21 protein-coding genes are annotated in these 20,026 nt (G+C 64.3%); 9 read left to right on the top strand and 12 right to left on the bottom strand.

Annotated features, from left to right (window positions below; genetic code table 11):
• Positions 1-17: 17 nt before the first annotated feature.
• From rng to tldD, 3 genes are read left to right on the top strand one after another with little or no spacing between them, the layout of a single operon-like run.
• Positions 18-1,481, top strand: coding sequence for a ribonuclease G (rng, locus tag ACGK9R_RS06660; protein ID WP_394579506.1), 1,464 nt, complete (start codon positions 18-20; stop codon positions 1,479-1,481).
• Positions 1,482-5,315 carry a YhdP family protein gene (locus tag ACGK9R_RS06655; RefSeq protein WP_394579504.1) on the top strand — a complete coding sequence of 1,278 codons (3,834 nt, stop codon included), beginning with the start codon at positions 1,482-1,484 and terminating at the stop codon, positions 5,313-5,315.
• Entirely contained in the window at positions 5,315-6,766 is a 1,452-nt protein-coding gene (gene tldD / locus ACGK9R_RS06650; RefSeq protein ID WP_394579502.1) for a metalloprotease TldD, read from the top strand. The genes ACGK9R_RS06655 and tldD overlap by 1 nt, the downstream gene beginning before the upstream one ends.
• Positions 6,767-6,805: 39 nt before the next feature.
• On the opposite strand, the gene yjgA is transcribed toward tldD, so the two are convergent.
• Positions 6,806-7,336 carry a ribosome biogenesis factor YjgA gene (yjgA, locus tag ACGK9R_RS06645; RefSeq protein WP_394579500.1) on the bottom strand — a complete coding sequence of 177 codons (531 nt, stop codon included), beginning with the start codon at positions 7,334-7,336 and terminating at the stop codon, positions 6,806-6,808.
• A gap of 94 nt (positions 7,337-7,430) precedes the next feature.
• Here yjgA and pmbA point away from each other — a divergent pair, with 94 nt between their 5' ends.
• Positions 7,431-8,771 (top strand): metalloprotease PmbA, encoded by a 1,341-nt coding sequence (gene pmbA / locus ACGK9R_RS06640; protein ID WP_394579498.1) that lies wholly within the window; start codon positions 7,431-7,433, stop codon positions 8,769-8,771.
• A gap of 63 nt (positions 8,772-8,834) precedes the next feature.
• On the opposite strand, the gene ACGK9R_RS06635 is transcribed toward pmbA, so the two are convergent.
• From ACGK9R_RS06635 to ACGK9R_RS06585, 11 genes are all read right to left on the bottom strand, one after another.
• The gene (locus ACGK9R_RS06635) at positions 8,835-9,374 is read right to left on the bottom strand and encodes a hypothetical protein (RefSeq protein ID WP_394579496.1); all 540 of its coding nucleotides are present in this window, start codon (positions 9,372-9,374) and stop codon (positions 8,835-8,837) included.
• Between the two features lie 29 nt (positions 9,375-9,403).
• Positions 9,404-9,673: an HPr family phosphocarrier protein gene (locus ACGK9R_RS06630; RefSeq protein ID WP_394579495.1), complete on the bottom strand. Its 270-nt coding sequence runs from the start codon at positions 9,671-9,673 to the stop codon at positions 9,404-9,406.
• A 58-nt stretch (positions 9,674-9,731) separates the two neighbouring features.
• Positions 9,732-10,619 (bottom strand): RNase adapter RapZ, encoded by an 888-nt coding sequence (gene rapZ / locus ACGK9R_RS06625; protein WP_394579493.1) that lies wholly within the window; start codon positions 10,617-10,619, stop codon positions 9,732-9,734.
• A 44-nt stretch (positions 10,620-10,663) separates the two neighbouring features.
• On the bottom strand, positions 10,664-11,134 hold the full coding sequence (locus ACGK9R_RS06620) for a PTS sugar transporter subunit IIA (RefSeq protein ID WP_394579491.1): 471 nt from the start codon (positions 11,132-11,134) through the stop codon (positions 10,664-10,666).
• Positions 11,135-11,138: 4 nt separating this feature from the next.
• Entirely contained in the window at positions 11,139-11,447 is a 309-nt protein-coding gene (gene hpf, locus ACGK9R_RS06615) for a ribosome hibernation-promoting factor, HPF/YfiA family (protein ID WP_394579489.1), read from the bottom strand.
• An 80-nt stretch (positions 11,448-11,527) separates the two neighbouring features.
• Entirely contained in the window at positions 11,528-12,943 is a 1,416-nt protein-coding gene (locus ACGK9R_RS06610; RefSeq protein ID WP_394579487.1) for an RNA polymerase factor sigma-54, read from the bottom strand.
• Between the two features lie 105 nt (positions 12,944-13,048).
• Positions 13,049-13,798, bottom strand: a complete 750-nt coding sequence (gene lptB / locus ACGK9R_RS06605) for an LPS export ABC transporter ATP-binding protein (protein ID WP_394579485.1) — start codon at positions 13,796-13,798, stop codon at positions 13,049-13,051.
• 10 nt (positions 13,799-13,808) lie between these two features.
• Positions 13,809-14,300: a lipopolysaccharide transport periplasmic protein LptA gene (gene lptA, locus ACGK9R_RS06600; protein ID WP_394579483.1), complete on the bottom strand. Its 492-nt coding sequence runs from the start codon at positions 14,298-14,300 to the stop codon at positions 13,809-13,811.
• Positions 14,301-14,302: 2 nt separating this feature from the next.
• A complete protein-coding gene (lptC, locus tag ACGK9R_RS06595; protein WP_394579481.1) occupies positions 14,303-14,926 on the bottom strand; it encodes an LPS export ABC transporter periplasmic protein LptC in 624 nt (207 codons plus the stop codon).
• A 17-nt stretch (positions 14,927-14,943) separates the two neighbouring features.
• Positions 14,944-15,474, bottom strand: a complete 531-nt coding sequence (locus ACGK9R_RS06590) for a KdsC family phosphatase (RefSeq protein WP_394579479.1) — start codon at positions 15,472-15,474, stop codon at positions 14,944-14,946.
• 74 nt (positions 15,475-15,548) lie between these two features.
• Positions 15,549-16,535, bottom strand: coding sequence for a KpsF/GutQ family sugar-phosphate isomerase (locus ACGK9R_RS06585; RefSeq protein ID WP_394579477.1), 987 nt, complete (start codon positions 16,533-16,535; stop codon positions 15,549-15,551).
• Positions 16,536-16,800: 265 nt separating this feature from the next.
• Between ACGK9R_RS06585 and ACGK9R_RS06580 the strand changes: the two genes are divergently transcribed.
• The 5 genes from ACGK9R_RS06580 (at position 16,801) to ACGK9R_RS06560 (ending at position 19,943) form a co-directional block, all read left to right on the top strand.
• Positions 16,801-17,622 carry an ABC transporter ATP-binding protein gene (locus ACGK9R_RS06580; protein ID WP_394579475.1) on the top strand — a complete coding sequence of 274 codons (822 nt, stop codon included), beginning with the start codon at positions 16,801-16,803 and terminating at the stop codon, positions 17,620-17,622.
• Positions 17,622-18,422: a lipid asymmetry maintenance ABC transporter permease subunit MlaE gene (gene mlaE / locus ACGK9R_RS06575; RefSeq protein ID WP_394579473.1), complete on the top strand. Its 801-nt coding sequence runs from the start codon at positions 17,622-17,624 to the stop codon at positions 18,420-18,422. Before ACGK9R_RS06580 ends, mlaE begins: the two co-directional genes overlap by 1 nt.
• A 16-nt stretch (positions 18,423-18,438) precedes the next feature.
• Positions 18,439-18,903, top strand: a complete 465-nt coding sequence (mlaD, locus tag ACGK9R_RS06570; RefSeq protein WP_394579471.1) for an outer membrane lipid asymmetry maintenance protein MlaD — start codon at positions 18,439-18,441, stop codon at positions 18,901-18,903.
• Positions 18,904-19,023: 120 nt separating this feature from the next.
• The gene (locus tag ACGK9R_RS06565) at positions 19,024-19,608 is read left to right on the top strand and encodes a phospholipid-binding protein MlaC (protein WP_394579742.1); all 585 of its coding nucleotides are present in this window, start codon (positions 19,024-19,026) and stop codon (positions 19,606-19,608) included.
• Positions 19,605-19,943, top strand: a complete 339-nt coding sequence (locus tag ACGK9R_RS06560; protein ID WP_394579470.1) for a lipid asymmetry maintenance protein MlaB — start codon at positions 19,605-19,607, stop codon at positions 19,941-19,943. Before ACGK9R_RS06565 ends, ACGK9R_RS06560 begins: the two co-directional genes overlap by 4 nt.
• Positions 19,944-20,026: the final 83 nt, after the last annotated feature.

Genomic DNA, 20,026 nt, shown 5'->3' with positions numbered 1-20,026 from the left:
GCCCTAAGGAAGAGCGCATGAGCGGTGAAGTCCTGATCAATTTGACCCCCATGGAAACCCGCGTGGCGCTGGTTGAAAACGGTGTATTGCAAGAGGCGTTGATCGAGCGCTCGCGACGGCGCGGGATCGTTGGCAATATCTACAAAGGCAAGGTGGTGCGGGTGCTGCCTGGCATGCAGGCTGCCTTTGTCGATATTGGCCTGGAGCGCGCCGCGTTCATTCACGCCCACGAAGTGATGGCCGAGAGCGTCGCCGGCGAGCCGCATCCCTCGATCGGGACGCTGCTGCACGAAGGCCAGGCGCTGGTGGTGCAAGTCACCAAGGACCCGATTGGCACCAAGGGTGCGCGGCTGACCACCCATCTTTCGATTCCCTCGCGCTACCTGGTCTACATGCCGGACTCGCCGAATCACGGCGTTTCCCAGCGCATCGAGGACGACACCGAGCGCGAGCGTTTGAAAGTGCTTCTGGAAGCGAGCATCGAGGCCCAGACCCTCGAGGTCACCGGCGGCTTCATCGTGCGCACCGCCGCCGAAGGGGTGAGTGCCGACGAGCTCGAAAGCGACATGTACTTTCTGCTGCGCATCTGGCGCAAGGTGAGCGAACGCAAGATCAGCGCCGCGCCGCCGAGCGTGATTTACGACGACCTGCCGCTCTTTATGCGCACCCTGCGCGACATGATGCGCGACGACATCGAGAAGGTGCGCATCGATTCCCGCGAAAACTTCGTCAAGCTCGTCGAGTTTGCTGAGGAGTTCATGCCCTACGCGGTGGATCGCATCGAGTACTACCCCGGCGAGCGGCCGATCTTCGATCTCTATAGTGTCGAGGACGAAATCCAGAAGGCGCTGGCGCGCAAGGTGCAGCTCAAATCCGGCGGCTACCTGGTCATCGACCCGACCGAGGCGATGACCACCATCGACGTCAATACCGGCGGCTACGTCGGTCACCGCAATCTCGAAGAGACCATCTTCAAGACCAACCTCGAAGCGGCCACGGCGATCGCCCGCCAGCTGCGCCTTCGCAACTTGGGCGGCATCATCATCATCGACTTCATCGACATGATGGACGTCGAGCATCAGCGCCAGGTGCTCCGGGTGCTGGAAAAAGCGCTCGAGCGTGACCACGCCAAGACCAAGTGCACCGGCGTCACCGAGCTAGGACTTGTGCAGCTGACCCGCAAGCGCACCCGCGAAAGCCTCGAGCAGACGCTGTGCGAGGCGTGCCCGACCTGTAGCGGGCGCGGCACGCTCAAGACCCCGGAAACCGTGTGCTACGAGATCTTTCGCGAAATTCTGCGCGAAGAGCGCGCCTACAGCGCCGACACTTACCGGGTGCTCGCCTCGCAGCCGGTGGTGGACCGGCTGCTCGACGAGGAGTCGGCGGCGGTGGCGGATCTGGAGGCGTTCATCGACAAGACCATCCGGTTCCAGGTCGAGCAGCACTACTCCCAGGAGCAGTACGACATCGTGCTGATGTAGATGACTCCACTGGCTACTCTGACGCGCTGGGCACTGGTCGCCACCGCTTCGCTTCTGGCGCTGCTCGCGCTACTGCTTCTGATCCTGCGGCTTGCGTTCAGCCAGGCCGATGGTCTGATCCCGCGCATCGAGTCACTGCTCGAAGGCCAGATCGGCGCGCCGGTCACCATCGAGAGCCTGGCATTATCGCTCGAGCGCAACGACCTGGTGCTGCGCCTCGACGGCCTCGAGGCACGTACCGATGAAGCGGCGCTGGTGTCGCTCGAGAGCGCCTATCTGCGCCTCGATAGCTGGGCCTCGCTCAAGGAGTGGGCGCCGATCTTCAGCGACGTGCGCGCAACCGGGCTCGACTTTCACCTCTATCAGCTCGACGAAGCCCGCTGGGGGTGGCCTGAGCCCGCGCGGCTTCCGCTGGCGCTCGCCGATCAGCCGGACGTCGATCTCGATCGCATCGACCGCTGGACCGAGCTGATTCTGCGCCAGCGCCTCTGGATGCGCGAAAGCCAGCTCACCTTTCACGGCGACCAGGGCGCGCTTTCGCTGAACGCGCCCAGGCTGTTGCTCGCCGGCAACGAGGAGCTTGCGCGTTTCGAAGGGACGGTCAATATCGTCGACGACGATCCCGAGCGTGATAGCGCCCAGCCCGCGCTGGTCGTACAGGCGGAAATGCAGCCCGGCCGCGACGGCCCCAACGACTTCTCTGCCGTGGTGCAGGCAAAACTTCAGCTCGACCACCTGGTGGGGCTTGGCGAGGTGTTTCGTACCCACAACATGCCCTACATCGAACAGGCCGGCGGCTCGGTGCGTGTTTGGGGTGAGTGGTTCGGCGGAAGACTCCAGCAAGTGCGTACCGGCGTCGATATCCCGCAGCTCACGCTGCGCCACCAGCAGCGCCTCGCGGTGCTGCGCCGGATCGAAGCCAACGGCCAATGGCAGCGCGATGACGAAGGCGGCGAGGCCTGGCTCAGCGCCAACGCCGAAAGCGTCGAGTGGGCGCAGCCGGATAACGTCAGCGAAGGCCCGGCGCTGCCGCGCCACTGGTATTTGAACCACCAGCCCGGGCGCTGGGGGCTGCGCACCAGCGCCTTCGAGCTCGCCTCGCTGACCGCCTGGCGTGAGTACGTCTTTCTGCCCGAGTCGGTGACCCGGGTGCTGCAGACGCTGTCGCCCAGCGGCCAGGTCCAGGGGCTGGCGCTGGGCCAGCTCGACGGGCGCTGGGGCGTGGACGCCGCCCTCACCAACCTGAGCGTCGAGCCCTGGCAGCAGGCACCCGGCGGCGGGCCGCTGGATGCCTGGGTGCAGGCGCGGGATTCCCGCGGGCGGGTGATGTTTGCAAGTCCCAATGAGAGCCAGCTCTACTTTCCTGAACTATTCGCCGAACCGATGCAGCTGCAAAGCGCCAACGGGCTCGTGGAGTGGGTGTACGACGGCCCGAGGGCCATGGTCAGCGGGCGCGATCTGGACATCCGCTGGGACGGCGCCGAGATCACCGGCGGGTTCGGTCTGGTCAACGCTCCGGGCCGGGGCCAGTTCGGCCTCAACATCGACTTCGCCAACGTCGACGCCGTCGAGCGCCCGCTAACGCAGTGGCTACCGGTCAAGGTGCTGGGAGAAGGGCTCAAGGAGTGGCTGGCCGACGACGTCGGCGGCTTCGTGCCCGAGGGCTCGGTGCGCCTGGGGCTTCCCCTCGGCGAGAATCGCGCCGGCAACCCGGCGAGTCTGGCGCTGTCCCTCGACGTCGAGCGCGGATTTTTGCCGATTGCCGAAGGCTGGCCGATGCTCGAGCAGGTCGAGGGGCGCCTTGGCTTTCAAAACCAGGTGCTAAGCGCCCAGGTCGAGCGTGCGGTGAGCCTGGGCATCGAGGCGCGCCAGGGCGAAGTGAAGATGGAGGATGAAACGCTCACCATCGACGGGCTTCTTTCCACCGACGCCGACGGTCTGCTCGACTTCATTGAAGCGATTCCCGAGGTCGACACTTCGTTTCTGGCGGATATTCAGGCCAGCGGCCAGGTCGACGGCGAGCTGAAAGCGCAAGTGGCGCTGGAGAATCCGGAGGCGCTCACCCTCGAGATCAACGCCCGCCCGCGTCTTTCCCGGGTCAACTACACGCCATTCGCCCGGGCGCCGTTGACCGATGTCGAAGGCGATATGACCTGGCAGCAGCGCGGTTCGCGTTTCGCGCTGACCGGCAGCGCCAACGGGCGGCTGCTCGAAGGTTTGATCACCGCCCGCTTCGACGTGCCGGACAGCGGCATTACGCTTTCCGGCGAGCTCGATACCGGGGCGCTCTTTACCCTCGCGGGTGTTGCTTCAGAGCCAGCGCGGGCGCTTATTGACGGGCGTACCGGTTGGGAAGGGCTCGTGCGCCTCGAGCCGACGCCCTACCTGCGTTTCGAAAGCGATCTTGAAGGCGTCGAAAGCGCGTTGCCTGAGCCTTTTAACAAGCCGGCCTGGGCGCGCTGGCCCTTGCGGGTCGAGGCGAATATCGAGCGCGGCGCACTCGAGGCGACCCTGAGCGACGTTTTTGAGGCCCGGCTTTTGATGAGCGAGGGCATCGAAGGCGCAGTAGCCGTTGGCCGTGCCGCGCCGCTTCAAGCCACGCCGCTGGATGCGGGCTTGCGGGTCGAGGCGGATATCGAGCGCCTCGACGTAGCGGCTTGGCAGCGCACGCTCGCATTACTTGCCGAAGGCGGGGGAGAAACCGCGCCGGGTGAGTTTCCACCGCTCGAGGAGCCGCTCTCGCTGATGTTCGATACGCCGTGCCTGGCCTTCGACGGCGCCTGCCTTGGCGAGCTGAGTCTCTCGGCGCAGCTGGCGGACCGCGCGCTCGATGCCCGGGTGGGCGGTGATATCGTCTCCGGCCGAGTGGCCTACCGCCAGAGCGCCGAGCGCCCGCTCGATATCACCGTGGCAGCGCTCGACGCCGAGCGCTTGATGGGGCTTTCCACCAATGACGACCAGATGCCGGCGCCGAGCTCCTGGATGGCGGCGGTCGAGACCACCCGGCCCGCGCCGCTCGAAGCACCCGCGTGGCTCGAGCGGGTGCCCAACGGCCGCCTGCGCCTTGCCGAAGTGGCGCTGGGCAATAGCCGCATCGGGCCGCTGACCGCCTACTGGCAAACCGGGCCGCGCTGGCTCTCGGTGTCGCCGGTGGGCCTTACCCTTGATGAGCTGTCGCTGACCGGCGAGCTTTGGTGGCAGGGCCACGAAAGCACTGCGGATGTGATGATGCGCGGCGGTGATATCGGCAGCGCCCTGGAGCGCCTTGATCAACCGGTGCCGATTCGCAGCCGCGCGAGTCGCGCCAACGCGCGCCTGGAGTGGCCAGGCGCCCCCTGGCAGCTCGACCTGGCGCGGGCGACCGGGCGGCTCGATGCCGAACTCGTCGACGGACGCTTTCTATCGATGAGTTCGCCGTCGGCCAGGCTGGTGGGGCTTTTGAACTTCGACAACATCCTGCGCCGGCTGCGGCTCGACTTTTCCGACCTGACCGGGGAGGGCACCGCGTTCGACCGCATTCAGGGCAGCGCCGGGGTGGCCGGTGGACGCCTGACGCTTCGCGAGCCCTTGCAAATCGAGGCGCCGGCCGCCACGTTAAGACTCACGGGACATGTTAACCTGCTCGAGCGTGAACTCGACCAGCGCCTGGGCGTCACACTGCCGGTCAGCCAAACGCTGCCCATCGCCGCGCTCGCCGTAGGCGCACCGGCGGTGGGCGCGGCGCTTCTGGTCGCCGACCAGCTCATTGGCGACTCGCTCAACCGAGCCACAACTTTACACTTTCGCGTGCAAGGCCCCTGGACCTCGCCGCGGGTTACTCTGGAAGGCCCTTAATGACCGCACATACGAGTGATTTGGACTTTGCCGCCTCTATCCTGCTCACGCCCGGCGGGCTCGATCTCAAGGCGCTGGATACCGGTTTGGACTATGCCCTGGGCGCCGGCATCGACTACGCGGACCTCTACTTTCAGCGCACCTGGCAAGAGGGCTGGGTGTTGGAGGATGGGCGCGTCAAGGAGGCGAGTTACAACATCGACGGCGGCGTGGGCGTTCGCTCGCTCGCCGGCGAGAAGACCGGCTTTGCCTACTCCAACCAGATCAACGCCAATGCCTTGATGGACACGGGGCGCACCGCGGCGGGTATCGTTAGAAGCGGCCAGACGCTGCCGGGCCAGAAGGTCGAGGTGGCGCGCTTTGATCACTTCTACGCCGGCATCGACCCGCTCGCGGGGCTCTCCGCCGAAGAGAAGGTCGCCATGTTGATGGAGGCCGACAACGTGGCGCGGGCGGCGGACCCGAGCGTAAGCCAGGTCAGCGCCTCGCTCTCCGGCACCTATGAAGTGGTACTGGTGCGGGCAAGCGACGGCACGCTGGCCACCGACATTCGCCCGCTTGTGCGCTTCAACGTCAGCGTGATCGCGGCGAAAAACGGCCGCCGCGAGCGCGGCGGCGCCGGCGGCGGCGGGCGCTACTCGATGGCGACGCTAAAAGAGCAGGGGGCGCCTGCGCGCTACGCTAAAGAGGCGGTGCGTCAGGCGCTGGTCAACCTGGAAGCCATTGACGCCCCGGCAGGCCAGATGCCGGTGGTGCTGGGTGCAGGCTGGCCGGGCATTCTGCTGCACGAAGCGGTCGGCCACGGCCTGGAAGGCGACTTCAACCGCAAGGGCAGCTCCGCCTTCGCCGGGCGCATGGGCGAGCGCGTGGCGGCGAAGGGCGTGACCGTCGTGGACGACGCCACGATCCTGGACGGGCGCGGCTCGCTCAGCGTCGATGACGAAGGCACCCCGGGCCAGAACACGCCGCTGATCGAGGACGGTATTCTCACCGGCTACATGCAGGACAAGCTCAACGCGCGGCTGATGGGCATGGCGCCGACCGGCAACGCCCGGCGCGAGTCGTTTGCCCACCTGCCGATGCCGCGCATGACCAACACCGTGATGCTGGCAGGCCAGGACGACCCGGACGAGATCATCAAGAGCGTCAAACGCGGCCTCTACGCGGTGAGCTTTGGCGGCGGCCAGGTGGATATCACCTCGGGCAAGTTCGTGTTTTCGGCAAGCGAAGCCTACCTGATCGAGGATGGCAGGATCACCGCGCCGGTGAAGGGCGCTACGCTGATCGGCAACGGCCCGGAAGCAATGGGGCGGGTGTCGATGATCGGCCACGATATGGCGATGGATACCGGCGTGGGCGTGTGCGGCAAGGAGGGCCAGGGCGTGCCGGTGGGCGTCGGCCAGCCCACACTCAAGCTCGACGAGCTGACCGTGGGCGGCACGCAGTCCTGAAGCGCGCCGTTATCAAGCGCAAGACCTGGAGAGCGAGATTTAGAGAGCGAGCGTTTCGCGCAGGTGTTTGAACAGCTTACGCGCGCTGGCCGGCGGTTTTTCCTGCTCGCGCTCCTTGCGCGCGTTGCGCACCAGCTGGCGAATGACCTGGCGATCCGCGCTCGGATGCTCCGCCATGAAGGCGTCGACCGCCGGCTCGCCTTCGTCGACCAGCCGGTCGCGCCACTTCTCGAGGCGATGAAAGGCGTGATCGCGCTGGGTCTTTTCGGCCTCGATGGCGTCGAACACCGCATGGATCGCCTCCAGATCCTCCTTACGCACCAGCTTGCCGACGTACTGCATGTGGCGTCGGCGCCCTTCGTGGGAGCGGATGCGTGCGGTTTCGTCGATGGCGGCGAGCATGTCATCGGAGAGAGGAAAGCGCGCGCGCTCGGCCGGTTTCATCGCGATCAGCGTTTCACCGAGCGCCTGAAGTTCGTGCATTTCGCGCTTGAGCTGGGTTTTGCTGGGGCGCTCGGGTTGCTCGTCCTGGGGCTCAATAGCTTCGATCGCACGGCGTTTTTTAGGCATGAGGCACTCACTTGATAGATTCGTCGCCGGCTAGTATACCAGCTGCGACCCCTACATTGATCCGCCAGCAACCAGGGCGAAGAAGGAGAGAGTTATGGCACAGGCATTCGACGCAGCCACCCAGGAGCGAGAGCTCGTCGCGCGGGCCGAGGAGGCACTGGCGTTGGCCAAAAAGCTGGGCGCCGATCAGGCTGAGGTCGGCGCGAGCGTCGATCAGGGGCTGGGGGTCAGCGTACGCCTGGGCGAGGTCGAAACCGTCGAGCTTTCCCGCGATCAGGGCATCGCGGTAACGCTCTACGTGGGCAGCCGCAAGGGCAGCGCCTCCTCGAGTGACGCAAGCGCCGCGTCGATCAAGGCGGCGGTCGAAAAGGCGCTGTCGATCGCCCGCTATACCGGCGAAGACCCGGCGGCCGGACTCGCCGATGCCGAGCTGATGGCGACCCATCTGCCGGATCTCGACGTTCACCACCCCTGGGCGCTGGATACCGACCGCGCCACCGAGCTTGCGCTCGCCTGCGAGCAGGCCGGGCGGGAGGTCGCGGGCATTCACCAGTCCGAAGGGGCGTCGATCTCGAGCGGCGAGGGCGTGCGCGTCTACGCCAACAGCCACGGCTTCGTGGGAACGCAAAAGGGCAGCAGCCACTCGCTCTCCTGCATGCTGATCGCCCAGAACGAAAACGGCATGCAGCGCGATTTTGATTACACCAGCGCCCGCGACCCGCGCCTGCTTCGCGACCCGCAGAGTGTGGGCCGTGAGGCGGCCAGGCGCACGCTGCGACGCCTCGGCGCCCGGCGCCCGCCAACCGGCACCTTTCCGGTACTGTTCGATCCCTCCCAGGCGGCGGGGCTGGTGGGGCATCTGATGGGGGCGCTTGCCGGCGGAGCGCTCTACCGCGAGGCGTCGTTTCTCTGCGACAGCCTGGGGCAGCCGCTGTTTCCCGAGTGGTTCAGCCTGGGCGAGCGGCCCACGGAAGTCGGCGCCCAGGCAAGCTCGCCTTTCGATGGCGAAGGCGTGCAGACCCGCGACAATCGATTCATCGAAAGCGGGCGCATCGCGAGCTACATGCTCTCTTCCTACAGTGCGCGGCGCTTGAGCATGGCCACCACCGGCAACGCCGGCGGAGCGCGAAACATTCGCCTCGAGGCGCCGCTCGAGAACTTGGACACGCTACTCAAGAAGATGGGGCGCGGCGTGCTGGTCACCGAGCTGATGGGCCAGGGCGTGAACGGCGTGACCGGCGACTACTCTCGCGGCGCGGCGGGGTTCTGGGTCGAAAACGGCGAGATTCAGTACCCGGTAGAGGAGTTCACCATCGCCGGCAATCTCAAGACCATGTACGCCGGATTGCAGGGGCTGGGTAGCGACATCGACACCCGGGGCAGTGTCCACACCGGCAGCTGGCTAATCGATGCGATGACCGTCGCCGGCAGCTAAGTCGACACTTTCCATGTGTGCGAAAGGCCCGCTTGAGCGGGCCTTTCGCAGGTGAGTCTGGCGCTACGCTTTCGGGCGGTAGTGTTCGTCGAGACCCAACCGGTCGAGCAGGCGTTGAAACAGAAACGCTTCGTCGCCGGTCAGCGAGCGGCTCAGGCAGTCGAGGTATTCACGGCGCGGGTAGCGCCAGAAACGCGGCGCCTTGTAGGCGTCCAGGTCGATGGCGAAGATGCGGCCGTCGCGCACCAGGAAGTTGCCGGTGTGCAGCCCGCGACAGTGAATGCCCTCGCGGTCGAAGGCGACCAGCGCATCCAGATACTGCGCCTGCAGATCGGGGTCGTCGAGAATCCGCTCTCTGAGCGGTACGCCGTGAATGTTTTCGGTCACCAGCCGGTAGCGGCGCGCCTCGGTAATAGTGGGCGTGGCGATTCCCAGCGCCTCCAGGCGCGCGGCGATCAAGGCGAAGTTACGCCCCGGGTAGGGGCGAATACGCAGCAGATAGCGCAGCCGGTCGAAGGGTTTGGGCTGAAAGGTCTTGATGAACAGATCGCGTTCGGGGTCGAAGTGGACGCGGGAGTACTTCCCGGTCTGGATCAGCTGCATGGGGTTGCTCGATGGGTGAGTGGGGTGCCTCAAGCGCCTTCGTCGAAGCGTGAGTCGAACAGCGATTGGATAGCGTCAAGCGCCGCTTCGGCATCTTCGCCGATCGCTTCGACGGTCAGCGCCGTACCGCAGGGCGCGGCCAGCATCAAAAGCGACATGATGTTGGCCGCATCCGCCTTCTGGGCCTGGCGGTAAACGTGGATCCGCGACTCGAACTGCTGGGCGCAGGTCACGAGCTTGGTCGCAGCACGTGCGTGCAGGCCGCGCTGGTTGGTCAGTGTCAAGGATCTCTGCGCCACCCTGTTTCCTTCTTTCAAGCGATTCCTTGTTGTAAGCAAGACCGACGGCCCGCGTTGGTCAGAACGGCGTCGCCTCGCTTAGCGAATAGTGTAGCCCCAGTTCGCGATGGCGAACCTGAACGTGAGCCCGGCGCTTTTGCAGCTGGCGGGCGAGCTGCTCGACCATATAGACCGAGCGGTGCTGGCCGCCGGTGCAGCCGATGGCAACGGTCATGTAGCTTCGCTGGCTCTGCTGGTAGGCGGGCAGCCACTTCTCGAGCCAGTCGGTGATGTCCTGGCCCATTTCATCGACCACCGGATAGCCCTTCAGAAAAGCGATGATCTCTTCGTCGCGCCCTGTGTAGGGGCGTAGCGTCGGGTCCCAGTAGGGGTTGGGCAGGCAGCGAATATCGAACACGATATCGGCATCGAGCGGCACGCCGCGCTTATAGCCGAAGGACTCCAGCGTCAGCGTCAGCTGGCTCTGGCGCTCGTGGCCGAGCTGGTCGGTGATACGTCGGCGCAGATCGTGCACCGTGAGCCGCGAGGTGTCGATCCTCAGATCCGCCAGTTCGCGAATGCCGAACAGCGTTTCTTCTTCCTTGGCGATCGCTTCCTCGAGCGTCATGTTGCTGTCGCGGGTCAGCGGGTGGCGCCGCCGCGTGGCCGAGTAGCGCTCGAGCAGCGTCCGCGCATCGGTGGTCAGATAGATCACCTGCACCCGCGTGGTGCCAGCCTTCAAATCCTGAAGCAGTGCGGGAAAGCGCTCGAGTGCCGTGGGCAGGTTGCGAGCGTCGATGCTGACCGCCAGGTGGGTACGCTCGCCCTGCTGGCCAAGTTCCTCGACCAGCGAGCCCAGAAGCATCGCCGGCAAATTGTCGATGGCGTAGTAGCCGAGATCCTCGAGCGCCTGAAGCGCAATGGATTTCCCCGACCCGGAGCGGCCGCTGATGATCACCAGTTGCATCGAATGCCTCTTCGGTCAATGGGGCAGGAGAGCGTCGAGCCGGCTTAGCTTGCGGCGTGTTCGCGAATTCGCGCGGTGACAAGCTCGAGAAGCTCGCGCTGGCTTTCGCATTTGCGAAACTGGGCGCGGGTTCCGGCGTCATTCATGATAGTGGCGACCTGACCCAAAAGCGCAAGATGAGTGTCGTCCGCCTCTTCCGGCACCAGCAGTACGAACACGAGATCCACCGGGTCGCCGTCGATGGCGTCGAAGTCGACCGGCTCGGCGAGCTTTAGAAAGCCCGCGATCGGCGCACTGCAGTGTGGGCTTCGGGCGTGGGGGATGGCCACGCCGTTGCCGATGCCGGTGCTGCCAAGACGCTCGCGGCCAATCAGCCGGCTGAAGACTTCCTGGCTGTCGAGGCTGGGCGTATTCTGGGCGATGAAAGTGCTGAAGAACTCCAGCACGCGTTTTTTGCTGCCCCCGGGGACGTCGAACAGCACGCGTTCCGGGGGGAGTATGCTTTCCAGGGTCATTGGTTCAACGCACGCCGGCGCCCTGGGCGCGGGCCTGTGCTTTTTCCTTGTGTTTTACCAGTTGGCGGTCGAGCTTGTCGGCAAGCGCGTCGATGGCGGCATACATGTCGTTGTCCTGAGCTTCAGCGTGAAGATCGGCCCCGGCGGCGTGGAGCGTGCAAGCGGCCTGCTGACGCTCTTTTTCGATCGACAGCGTCACCTGAACGGTGGTGATGTTGTCGTAGTGGCGCTCGATACGCTCGAGCTTTTCGTTGACGTAGTCACGCAAGGCGTCGGTCAGTTCCAGGTGATGGCCCGTAATGTTCACTTGCATTGGCGTGCTCCTTTAGCCAGGACTGTACTTCGATTGTAACCCTTTTTCCGCCATTGCAAAGCCCCGGCGACAAGTTTCGCCTAGCGCAGGCGCCGGCGCTCGCTGGAAGAGGGAATGCCCATCGCTTCGCGGTATTTGGCCACGGTGCGCCTGGCAACGTTAATGCCGCTTTTTTCGAGCAGCGACACCAGGTGGCTGTCCGACAGGGGTTTGCCCGGCGTTTCATCCTGAATCATCTTCTTGAGCCGAGCGCGGATCGCGGTGCTCGAGTGGCTGTCACCGCCGTCCTGGCCGCTCACCTGGCTTGAGAAGAAGTACTTGAGCTCGAACACGCCGCGGGGGGTGTGGATGTATTTCTGCGTCGTGACCCGCGAGATCGTCGACTCGTGCATCTCCACCGCCTCGGCGATATCGGCCAGTATCAAGGGTTTCATCGCCTCTTCACCCTGCTCGAGAAAGCCGATCTGGCGGGTGATGATCTCACGGCCGACGCGCAACAGCGTGTCGTTACGGCTCGACAGGCTCTTGATCAGCCAGCGCGCCTCCTGCAGGTGCTCTTTTAGAAACTGATTGTCCTGGCTCTTGTCGGCGCGCTTGATGAGGCTGGCGTAATCCGGCTGCACGCGAAGCCTGGGCAGGGCCTCCGGGTTGAGCTCCAGGTGCCAGCCCTCCTGGTCGTGGCGCACCACCAGGTCCGGCGTGATATAGCTCTGGTGCGTGGCGCCAAAGGCACTGCCCGGACGCGGGTCGAGGCTTCGAATCAGCCCGATGACCTCGTCGAGCTGCTCGTCATCGAGGCTCAGGCGGCGCTTTAGAAGGCGCAGGTCGTTCTTGCCCAGCGCCTCGAGAAACTGGCGCACCAGGCGTTTGGCCTGCATAAGCAGCGGGGTGTCGTCGGGGAGCGTTGCGAGCTGTAGCATCAGGCACTCGCGCAAGTCGCGGGCGAAGACGCCGGTGGGTTCGAACTGCTGCATGCGCAGCAGGGTGTTTTCCACTTCCCGCTGGCTCAAGCCGTCAAGGCCCTGCGCCTTGAGCCCTTCACGAATGTCGTTGAGCGGCTGGGTCAGGTAGCCGTTGGCATCCAGCGCGTCGATCAGGCTCTCGGCGATGGCATAGTCGCGCGGGGTGACGTCGGTCATCGCCAGCTGCCATAGGAGATGGCCCTGCAGGCTCTGGCCCGCCGCCTGGCGCTCGAAATCCGGGCCCTCGGAAGAGGCGCCGGCACCGGCCATGTCCTGGTAAGTGTCGGACCACTCACTGTCCGTCGAAAGCTCCGTGGGGATGTGCTCTTCCCACTCGGTTTCCGCGGTTTCGACCGTGCGTTCCTCGCCGAACTCGTCCTCCTGCTCCAGCAGTGGGTTGGCGTCGAGCGCCTGCTGAATCTCCTGACGCAGATCCAGCGTCGAGAGTTGCAGCAGGGCAATGGCCTGCTGCAGTTGCGGTGTCATGGTCAGCTGCGTGCCTACCCGCAGCTGCAAGGAAGCTTTCATGACCATCGAAGAACCACTCGTTACGGGTAAAGCTCCACACTAGAGCGAGTGGCGTTAAGACGCAAGTGCAATAAATATGCCAGTAAACGGAACTTTATGTTTGACACCGGGTTAGAGGCGAAAGTCCGCGCCCAGATAGACCTCGCGCACTTTTTGGTTGTTGAGAATGGCATCGGCGTTGCCGCTGGCGATGATGTGGCCGTCGCCAACGATGTAGGCGATATCACAGATGTCCAGGGTTTCACGCACGTTGTGGTCGGTGATCAGCACGCCGATGTGGCGCGCCTTGAGCGCGAGGATGATCGATTTGATTTCGCCCACCGAGATCGGATCGACCCCGGCGAAGGGTTCGTCGAGCAGAATGAAGGCCGGGTCGGTGGCGAGCGACCGGGCGATCTCCACCCGCCTACGCTCGCCGCCGGAGAGGCTCATGCCGAGGTTGTCGCGAATATGGGTGATATGAAAATCTTCCAGTAGCTGCTCCAGGCGCTCCTGGCGGGCGTGCCGGTCGAGATCCTTGCGCGTTTCCAGAATCGCCAGAATGTTGTCGGCCACCGAAAGCTTGCGAAAGATCGATGCTTCCTGGGGCAGGTAGCCAATCCCGGCGTTGGCGCGCTCGTGCATCGGCGCCTTCGATAAATCCAGCGCGTCGATGCCGACCGAGCCGGCGTCGGCCTTGACCAGCCCTACGATCATGTAAAACGACGTGGTCTTGCCCGCGCCGTTGGGGCCCAGAAGTCCGACGACGCTGCCCTGTTCGATTTCAAGGTTGATGTCTTTCACCACCCGGCGGCGTTTGTAGCTCTTGGCCAGATGGCGGGCGTGAAGCGTCTTTACCGCCTCGGATGTAGTGCTCGACACGGTGGCTCTCCTATTGTGCGGGCTGCAGCGTCATGCGGATACGCTGGTTGTCGCTGCCGCTAACGTCGGAGCGCGCCTGCACCACTTCGCGGTCGATGAAGTACTCGAGCCGCCCGCCGCGAAAGCGGTCGCTTCGCTGGGTGAGCTCGGCCTGGTCGATCAACTCGACCCGGCGCTCGCTGACGTGATAGATGATGCGCCGCGCCCAGCCCTCCATCGGCGCCGGCTCGCCTTCGAGCTGGTTGCGCAGGTAGGCGCGCTCGCCGGTGGCGGTAGCTTGCGACAGCTCGCCAGCGTCGTTACGGGTGATTTCGACGCGGTCGCCGCGAATCTGCATCTCGCCCTGGCGAATGTTGACGTTGCCGGAATAGACCGCGGTGCCTGCACGCTGGTCGAGATCGAGCCGGTCGGCTTCCACTTCGACGGGCGCCTGGCTGGTTTGGGCCAGAGCGGTCAGCGGCAGAGCCAGGCCGAGCAGTGCGATGCGAAAATAAGCGTGCATGATTACTCCTGAGGGTTGAGGTCCTGGGGGGACGAATCGGTCGTGGGCCGAGCCGGCACCGGTGGGTGGGTACCGCGCACATTGTCGCTCATGCGCACCCGGCTTTCGTCGAGCCAGACATCCATGCGCTCGGCGCTCATACGCTGCGGCGGCTGCTGTAAAAGCGCGGGCGCCTCGGTATAGGCGTGGCGCTCGCGGCCGTCGTAGACAAAACGCTCGGTATCGAGCTGCCACCCTTCATCCGGGGCGAGCAGGCGGGCATTGCCCTCCATTACCAGCGTCTGGCGCTCGTTTTGCAGTATGCCGCGATCGGCGTTGGCCAGCCACTGGCGCTGTTCGGAATCGAACAGGGTGGCCTCTGGCGCCTCGATTTCGGTCAGCGCCTGCTGGGGCGTGTGAATAAGCTGCGGCGTCTCGAGGCGCTGAGACACCGCGCCGGTGTCGTCGAAAAGCGTCAGCCTTGCGTTATCGAGCACGTGCCCCGGCTCTTCGCGCTGCACCTCGGGGTCGACCTCGAGGGCCTCGCGCCCGCCCGGGTCGAGCCATACGAGCCAGGCGCCCAGCGCAATCACTAGCGCAGGCATCCAAAGGCGCTTTTTGATGCGTCCTGCCGTCGAGCCCGGCATCGCGTTTCCTCGGTCGGTTAAAGATAGGTGTCCATGACGGCGTCCCAGTGGCCCTGGGTCATCAATAGCGTATCGCAGATTTCACGCACCGCGCCGTGACCGCCGAGGGCATCGGTGATCCAGTCGGCGTGGGTATGCATGTAATCCGGCGCGTTGGGCATGGTGATGCCGACGCCGGAGCGCTTGATGCATTTGAGATCCGGCAGGTCGTCGCCGCAGTAGGCGACCTGGTCAAGCTCGAGCGACAGCCGCGAGCAGAGCGCCTTCAGAGTGGCGAGCTTGTCCTCGACGCCCTGGTGGACGTGGGTGATCCCGAGCGCGGCGGCGCGCTGGCTGACCATGGGCGAGTCGCGCCCGGTAATCAGCGCTACATGAAAACCCGCGCGCTTCAAGAGCTTCAAGCCGTGGCCATCCTGGGTGTGAAATGCCTTGATTTCGATGCCGTCGGCCTGAAAGTAGAGGCGGCCGTCGGTGAGCACACCATCGACATCGATGGCGAGCAGGCGAACGTTGCGAAGGCGGTCATTCAAAGCGTCGGGTACGGCCATGGTCTCTCCAGTGGGTCTGTCAAAAAGTAAAGAAAGTAGTGATGCAAGGCGTCGTGCGAGGACGACCCGAGCGCTTAGATTACGCCGCTCGAGAGCAGGTCGTGCATGTGCAGGGCGCCGACGGGGCGCTCGTGCTCATCCACGACTGCCAGCGCGGTAATGCGGCTATCCTCCATCAGGCGCACCGCCTCGGCGGCGAGCATCTCCGGGCGCACGCGCTTACCAGGGCGGGTCATGACCGCATCGACGCTGACATCGCGAAGATCGTGATGTTCATCGAGGGTGCGGCGCAGGTCACCGTCGGTATAGACGCCGGCCAGGCGGCCTTGTTCATCGATCACGCAGGTGAAACCGAGCCCCTGACGGGTAATTTCCAGCAACGCATCGCGTAGCGGGCTGCCCAGCGCGACCACCGGCAGGCGCTCGCCGCTGTGCATTAAATCCTTCACCCGTAAAAGCAGACGCTTGCCCAGGCTGCCGCCGGGGTGCGACAGCGCGAAATCCTCGGCGGTGAAGCCGCGCGCCTCCAAAAGTGCCACCGCCAGCGCATCGCCGAGCGCCAGCGCCGCGGTGGTCGAGCTAGTAGGGGCGAGATCGAGCGGGCACGCCTCGCGCGCAACGCCGCTGTCGAGGTGAGCGTCGGCGTGGGTGCCAAGCGTGGAGTGGGGGCGGCCGGTCATGCTGATCAGCGGTACGCCCAAACGCTTCAACAGCGGTAATAGAGCGGTGACTTCGGCGGTTTCGCCGGAGTTGGAGAGTGCGATCACCACGTCGGCGCGGGTGATCATGCCCAGATCGCCGTGGCTCGCCTCGCCGGGATGGACGAAAAACGCCGGCGTGCCGGTGCTGGCGAGCGTGGCGGCGAGCTTGCCAGCGATGTGGCCGGACTTGCCCATGCCGGTGACCACCACGCGTCCGTGGCAGGCGAGAATCAGCGCGCAGGCGTGGTCGAACTGCTCATCCAGCTTCTCCTGAAGCTCGCCGATGGCGGCCTGCTCGATCGAGAGCGTGCGCAGGGCGCTTTCGCGCAGGGTGCTTTGAGAGCCAAGTGACGCTGGCATGAAGGCCTCATTGAAGATGTCGCGAGTGAGCGGGCAAGAATAACATTTTGCGAGCGGGCAAAGGTACGGCCATTTCAAATAGTCCAATTGGCGCGCTAAACGTCTGACACCAAAGCGTGAAGAGGGTAGGCGGTAGCGTTAAAGTGGATTGTTCGCTATGATTCGAAAACACTGTTTTTTTTGATTGCCGGTTTAGATGAGCCCGCATCCCCTACGTTAGCGATGGTTCGCTCGCCTTGTATCCTGGAGGAGGGTTCGTCCACTCATGTCCGAAATGCCTTTCATTGAAATCGAGGATCTGCACTTTTCCCGCGGCGAACACGATATCTTTCGCGGCGTGAACATGCGCATCATGCGCGGGCAGGTGACCGCTATCATGGGCCCCAGCGGCACGGGTAAAACGACGCTTCTGAAGCTGATCGGCGGCCAGCTTACGCCGGATCGCGGGCGGGTGTTGATCGATGGTCAGAACGTGCACACGCTGTCGCGCAAGGCGCTGTTCGCGCTTAGAAAGCGCATGGGGATGCTGTTTCAAAGCGGCGCGCTGTTCTCGGATTTGAACGTGTTCGAGAACGTCGCTTTTCCGCTTCGAGTGCACACCGATCTACCGGACGCCATGATCCGCGATCTGGTACTGATGAAACTCCAGGCCGTCGGCCTTCGCGGCGCGCGCGAGCTCAGCCCCGCCGAACTCTCCGGCGGCATGGCCCGGCGCGTGGCGCTGGCCCGCGCGATTGCGCTGGACCCGGAGCTCGTGCTTTATGACGAGCCCTTCGTCGGCCAGGACCCGATTTCGATGGGCGTGCTGGTGCAGCTGATCAAACGGCTCAACGAGGCGCTGCGGCTGACCTCGGTGGTGGTTTCCCACGATATCAAGGAGACCTTGAGCATCGCCGACTATCTCTACCTGATCGCTGACGGCCAGGTCGTCGCTCACGGCACCCCGGCGACGCTCGATACCCATCAGGATCCGCGGGTGAGCCAGTTCATGCACGGCGAGCCGGACGGGCCGGTGCCGTTTCACTACCCCGGGGCGAGCTTCTATCGCGACATGCTGGAGGGCGCGCCCTCTGAAAGGACGTCTTGATGCAGTCACTATTCACGCGAAGCGCTGGTTTCATTACCCGATTGGGGCGCAAGGGGTGCGATACGGTCGAGGCACTGGGCCGGGCCGGGGCGTTTCTCGCCCAGTCGAGCGTTGGCGTGCCCTCGCGGGCGGGGTTCGCGCTCTGGGTGCGTCAGATGCACTTCGTTGGCGTGCTTTCGCTTGCCATCGTGCTTGTCTCCGGGCTTTTCATCGGCATGGTGCTGGCGCTTCAGGGCTATACTATTCTGGTCGATTTCGGCGCTGAACAGGCGCTGGGGCAGATGGTGGCGCTGTCGCTTCTGAGAGAGCTGGCGCCGGTGGTGGCCGCGCTTCTGTTTGCCGGGCGCGCCGGCTCCGCGCTGACCGCAGAGATCGGTCTGATGAAGGCCACCGAGCAGCTTACCAGCATGGAAATGATTGGGGTCGACCCGCTCAAGCGCGTGGTCGCGCCCAGGCTATGGGCGGGTTTCGTAGCGTTGCCGATTCTCACCGTAGGGTTCAGCGTCGTGGGTATTTACGGCGGCTATCTGGTCGGCGTCGAGTGGCTGGGCGTGTTCGAAGGCTCCTACTGGAGCAACATGCAGGCGAGTGTGGCCTTCGTCTCTGACGTGGGCAACGGCATGATCAAGAGCCTGGTATTTGCGCTGGTGGTGACCTGGATCGCGGTGTTCCAGGGCTATGACCTGGTGCCCACCTCCGAGGGCATTTCCCGCGCTACCACGCGCACCGTCGTTTATTCGTCGCTGGCGGTGCTGGGTCTCGATTTTGTACTTACCGCCGTAATGTTCGGCGGCCTTTGATTGTGGGAGCACGTTGATGAGACGCAGTAAAACCATGGAGTTCGGCGTTGGGCTATTCATGCTGGCCGGGATTGTCGGGCTCGTGTTTCTGGGCCTGAGGGTCAGCGGGCTGTCGCTGTCGGCGCCGACGCAAACATTTCAGCTGGAAGCCAACTTTTCCAATATCGGCGGTCTAAAGCCCCGAGCCCGGGTCACCATGGCCGGCGTGACCGTAGGAAGGGTCGAGTCGATCGATCTTGACACCGACTGGTACGACGCGCGCGTGATTTTGAATCTCGATAGCGACCTGGAAGGCCAGATCTCCCAGGACTCCACCGCAGCGATTCTGACCGCAGGGCTTCTGGGCGAGCAGTACATCGGGATCAGCGTGGGCGGCTCGCCGGAGATGCTCGAGGATGGCGGTGTGATCCGCGATACCCAGTCGGCGCTGGTGCTCGAAGAGCTGATTCAGCAGTTTGTTTCCAATATGGTGGGCGGCTAGTTACGCTTGTTCATCAAAAGAATGTTCAGCCAGGAGATGGATGCCATGCAAGGATATACCACGTCATTTCGTTACTGGGCGCTGGCGCTGCTGGCGGCGGTAATAGTTGCGCTGCCGGCGATGGCCAGCGCCCAGAGCCAGACGCCTGAAGCGATGATTCGTGAAAACGTTTCCGGCTTCATGGCGCGACTCGACGGGCGTGAAAGCTACTACGCCAACAACATCGACGAGCTCAAGGCGATCGTCGATGAGACCCTCGACGAAGTGGCGGATTTTCGCTACATCGGCGCCAGCGTCATGGGCAGCTACTTCCAGAACGCAACGCCGGAGCAGCGCACCCGCTTTGCCAACGTCTTCCGTCAGACCCTGATCGACACCTACGCTCGTGGGCTCGTCACCTACGATTACGAAGATCTTCGCGTGCTCGATAACCAGCGCGGCCAGCGTTACGAGGATCAGGCGAGCGTGGACATGCAGGTCATCGGCACCAACGGCCAGGTCTACCCGGTCAGCTATAGCCTGCGTCTTTCAAACGGCGAGTGGAAGGTCGTCAACGTAATCGTCAACGGTATCAACCTGGGGCTTACCTTCCGCAACCAGTTCGACCAGGCGATGCGTCAGCAGAACCGCGACTACGATGCGGTCATCCGCAACTGGGCGCCGGAAGTGGGCATCGACGAACTCGAGCGCGGGGGTAACGCGTGAGTCGTCTTCTCACGCTCGAAGGCGTTACGCTCGACCAGCGCGAGCAAACGCTATTCCTGGAAGGGGATTTGACCATGCACGCAGCGGCCCGGGTGGCCGCTGCGGGGGTTGACTGGCTCGAGCGCGAAGCGCCGAGCCAGGCCGCTTTCGATTTCACCGGCATCAAGAGTGCCACCAGCGTGGCCCTGAGCGTGCTGCTCGAATGGCTTCGCACCTGCCGCGCGCGCGCCATTATCGTTTCGCGCATCGAGCTATCCGAGCCGCTCACGCGGCTGGCGACGCTCGCCGAGCTCGACGAGCTGATCGCCCACCCCGGCCAGACCCACGCCGGCTAGCCCCGGCATCGTAAAGCTCATCATCGCAAAGCCCGGCATCGCCAAGTGCGGTGCTTTTCTTTATGATGTCGGCTCGTTTTTGA

It is taken from the genome of Halomonas sp. HNIBRBA4712 (assembly GCF_043558675.1).
Lineage (GTDB): Bacteria > Pseudomonadota > Gammaproteobacteria > Pseudomonadales > Halomonadaceae > Vreelandella.
Note: the sequence above shows the minus strand (reverse complement) of the source record. Positions and strands in the feature narration are given on the sequence as shown.

Excerpts from the sequence above, each read along its gene's own strand:
- rng (WP_394579506.1), top strand. The coding sequence starts at position 18 with ATGAGCGGTGAAGTCCTGATCAATTTGACCCCCATGGAAACCCGCGTG.
- ACGK9R_RS06655 (WP_394579504.1), top strand. The coding sequence starts at position 1,482 with ATGACTCCACTGGCTACTCTGACGCGCTGGGCACTGGTCGCCACCGCT.
- tldD (WP_394579502.1), top strand. The coding sequence starts at position 5,315 with ATGACCGCACATACGAGTGATTTGGACTTTGCCGCCTCTATCCTGCTC.
- yjgA (WP_394579500.1), bottom strand. The coding sequence starts at position 7,336 with ATGCCTAAAAAACGCCGTGCGATCGAAGCTATTGAGCCCCAGGACGAG.
- pmbA (WP_394579498.1), top strand. The coding sequence starts at position 7,431 with ATGGCACAGGCATTCGACGCAGCCACCCAGGAGCGAGAGCTCGTCGCG.
- ACGK9R_RS06635 (WP_394579496.1), bottom strand. The coding sequence starts at position 9,374 with ATGCAGCTGATCCAGACCGGGAAGTACTCCCGCGTCCACTTCGACCCC.
- rapZ (WP_394579493.1), bottom strand. The coding sequence starts at position 10,619 with ATGCAACTGGTGATCATCAGCGGCCGCTCCGGGTCGGGGAAATCCATT.
- ACGK9R_RS06620 (WP_394579491.1), bottom strand. The coding sequence starts at position 11,134 with ATGACCCTGGAAAGCATACTCCCCCCGGAACGCGTGCTGTTCGACGTC.
- hpf (WP_394579489.1), bottom strand. The coding sequence starts at position 11,447 with ATGCAAGTGAACATTACGGGCCATCACCTGGAACTGACCGACGCCTTG.
- ACGK9R_RS06610 (WP_394579487.1), bottom strand. The coding sequence starts at position 12,943 with ATGGTCATGAAAGCTTCCTTGCAGCTGCGGGTAGGCACGCAGCTGACC.
- lptA (WP_394579483.1), bottom strand. The coding sequence starts at position 14,300 with ATGCACGCTTATTTTCGCATCGCACTGCTCGGCCTGGCTCTGCCGCTG.
- lptC (WP_394579481.1), bottom strand. The coding sequence starts at position 14,926 with ATGCCGGGCTCGACGGCAGGACGCATCAAAAAGCGCCTTTGGATGCCT.
- ACGK9R_RS06590 (WP_394579479.1), bottom strand. The coding sequence starts at position 15,474 with ATGGCCGTACCCGACGCTTTGAATGACCGCCTTCGCAACGTTCGCCTG.
- ACGK9R_RS06585 (WP_394579477.1), bottom strand. The coding sequence starts at position 16,535 with ATGCCAGCGTCACTTGGCTCTCAAAGCACCCTGCGCGAAAGCGCCCTG.
- ACGK9R_RS06580 (WP_394579475.1), top strand. The coding sequence starts at position 16,801 with ATGTCCGAAATGCCTTTCATTGAAATCGAGGATCTGCACTTTTCCCGC.
- mlaE (WP_394579473.1), top strand. The coding sequence starts at position 17,622 with ATGCAGTCACTATTCACGCGAAGCGCTGGTTTCATTACCCGATTGGGG.
- mlaD (WP_394579471.1), top strand. The coding sequence starts at position 18,439 with ATGAGACGCAGTAAAACCATGGAGTTCGGCGTTGGGCTATTCATGCTG.
- ACGK9R_RS06565 (WP_394579742.1), top strand. The coding sequence starts at position 19,024 with ATGGCCAGCGCCCAGAGCCAGACGCCTGAAGCGATGATTCGTGAAAAC.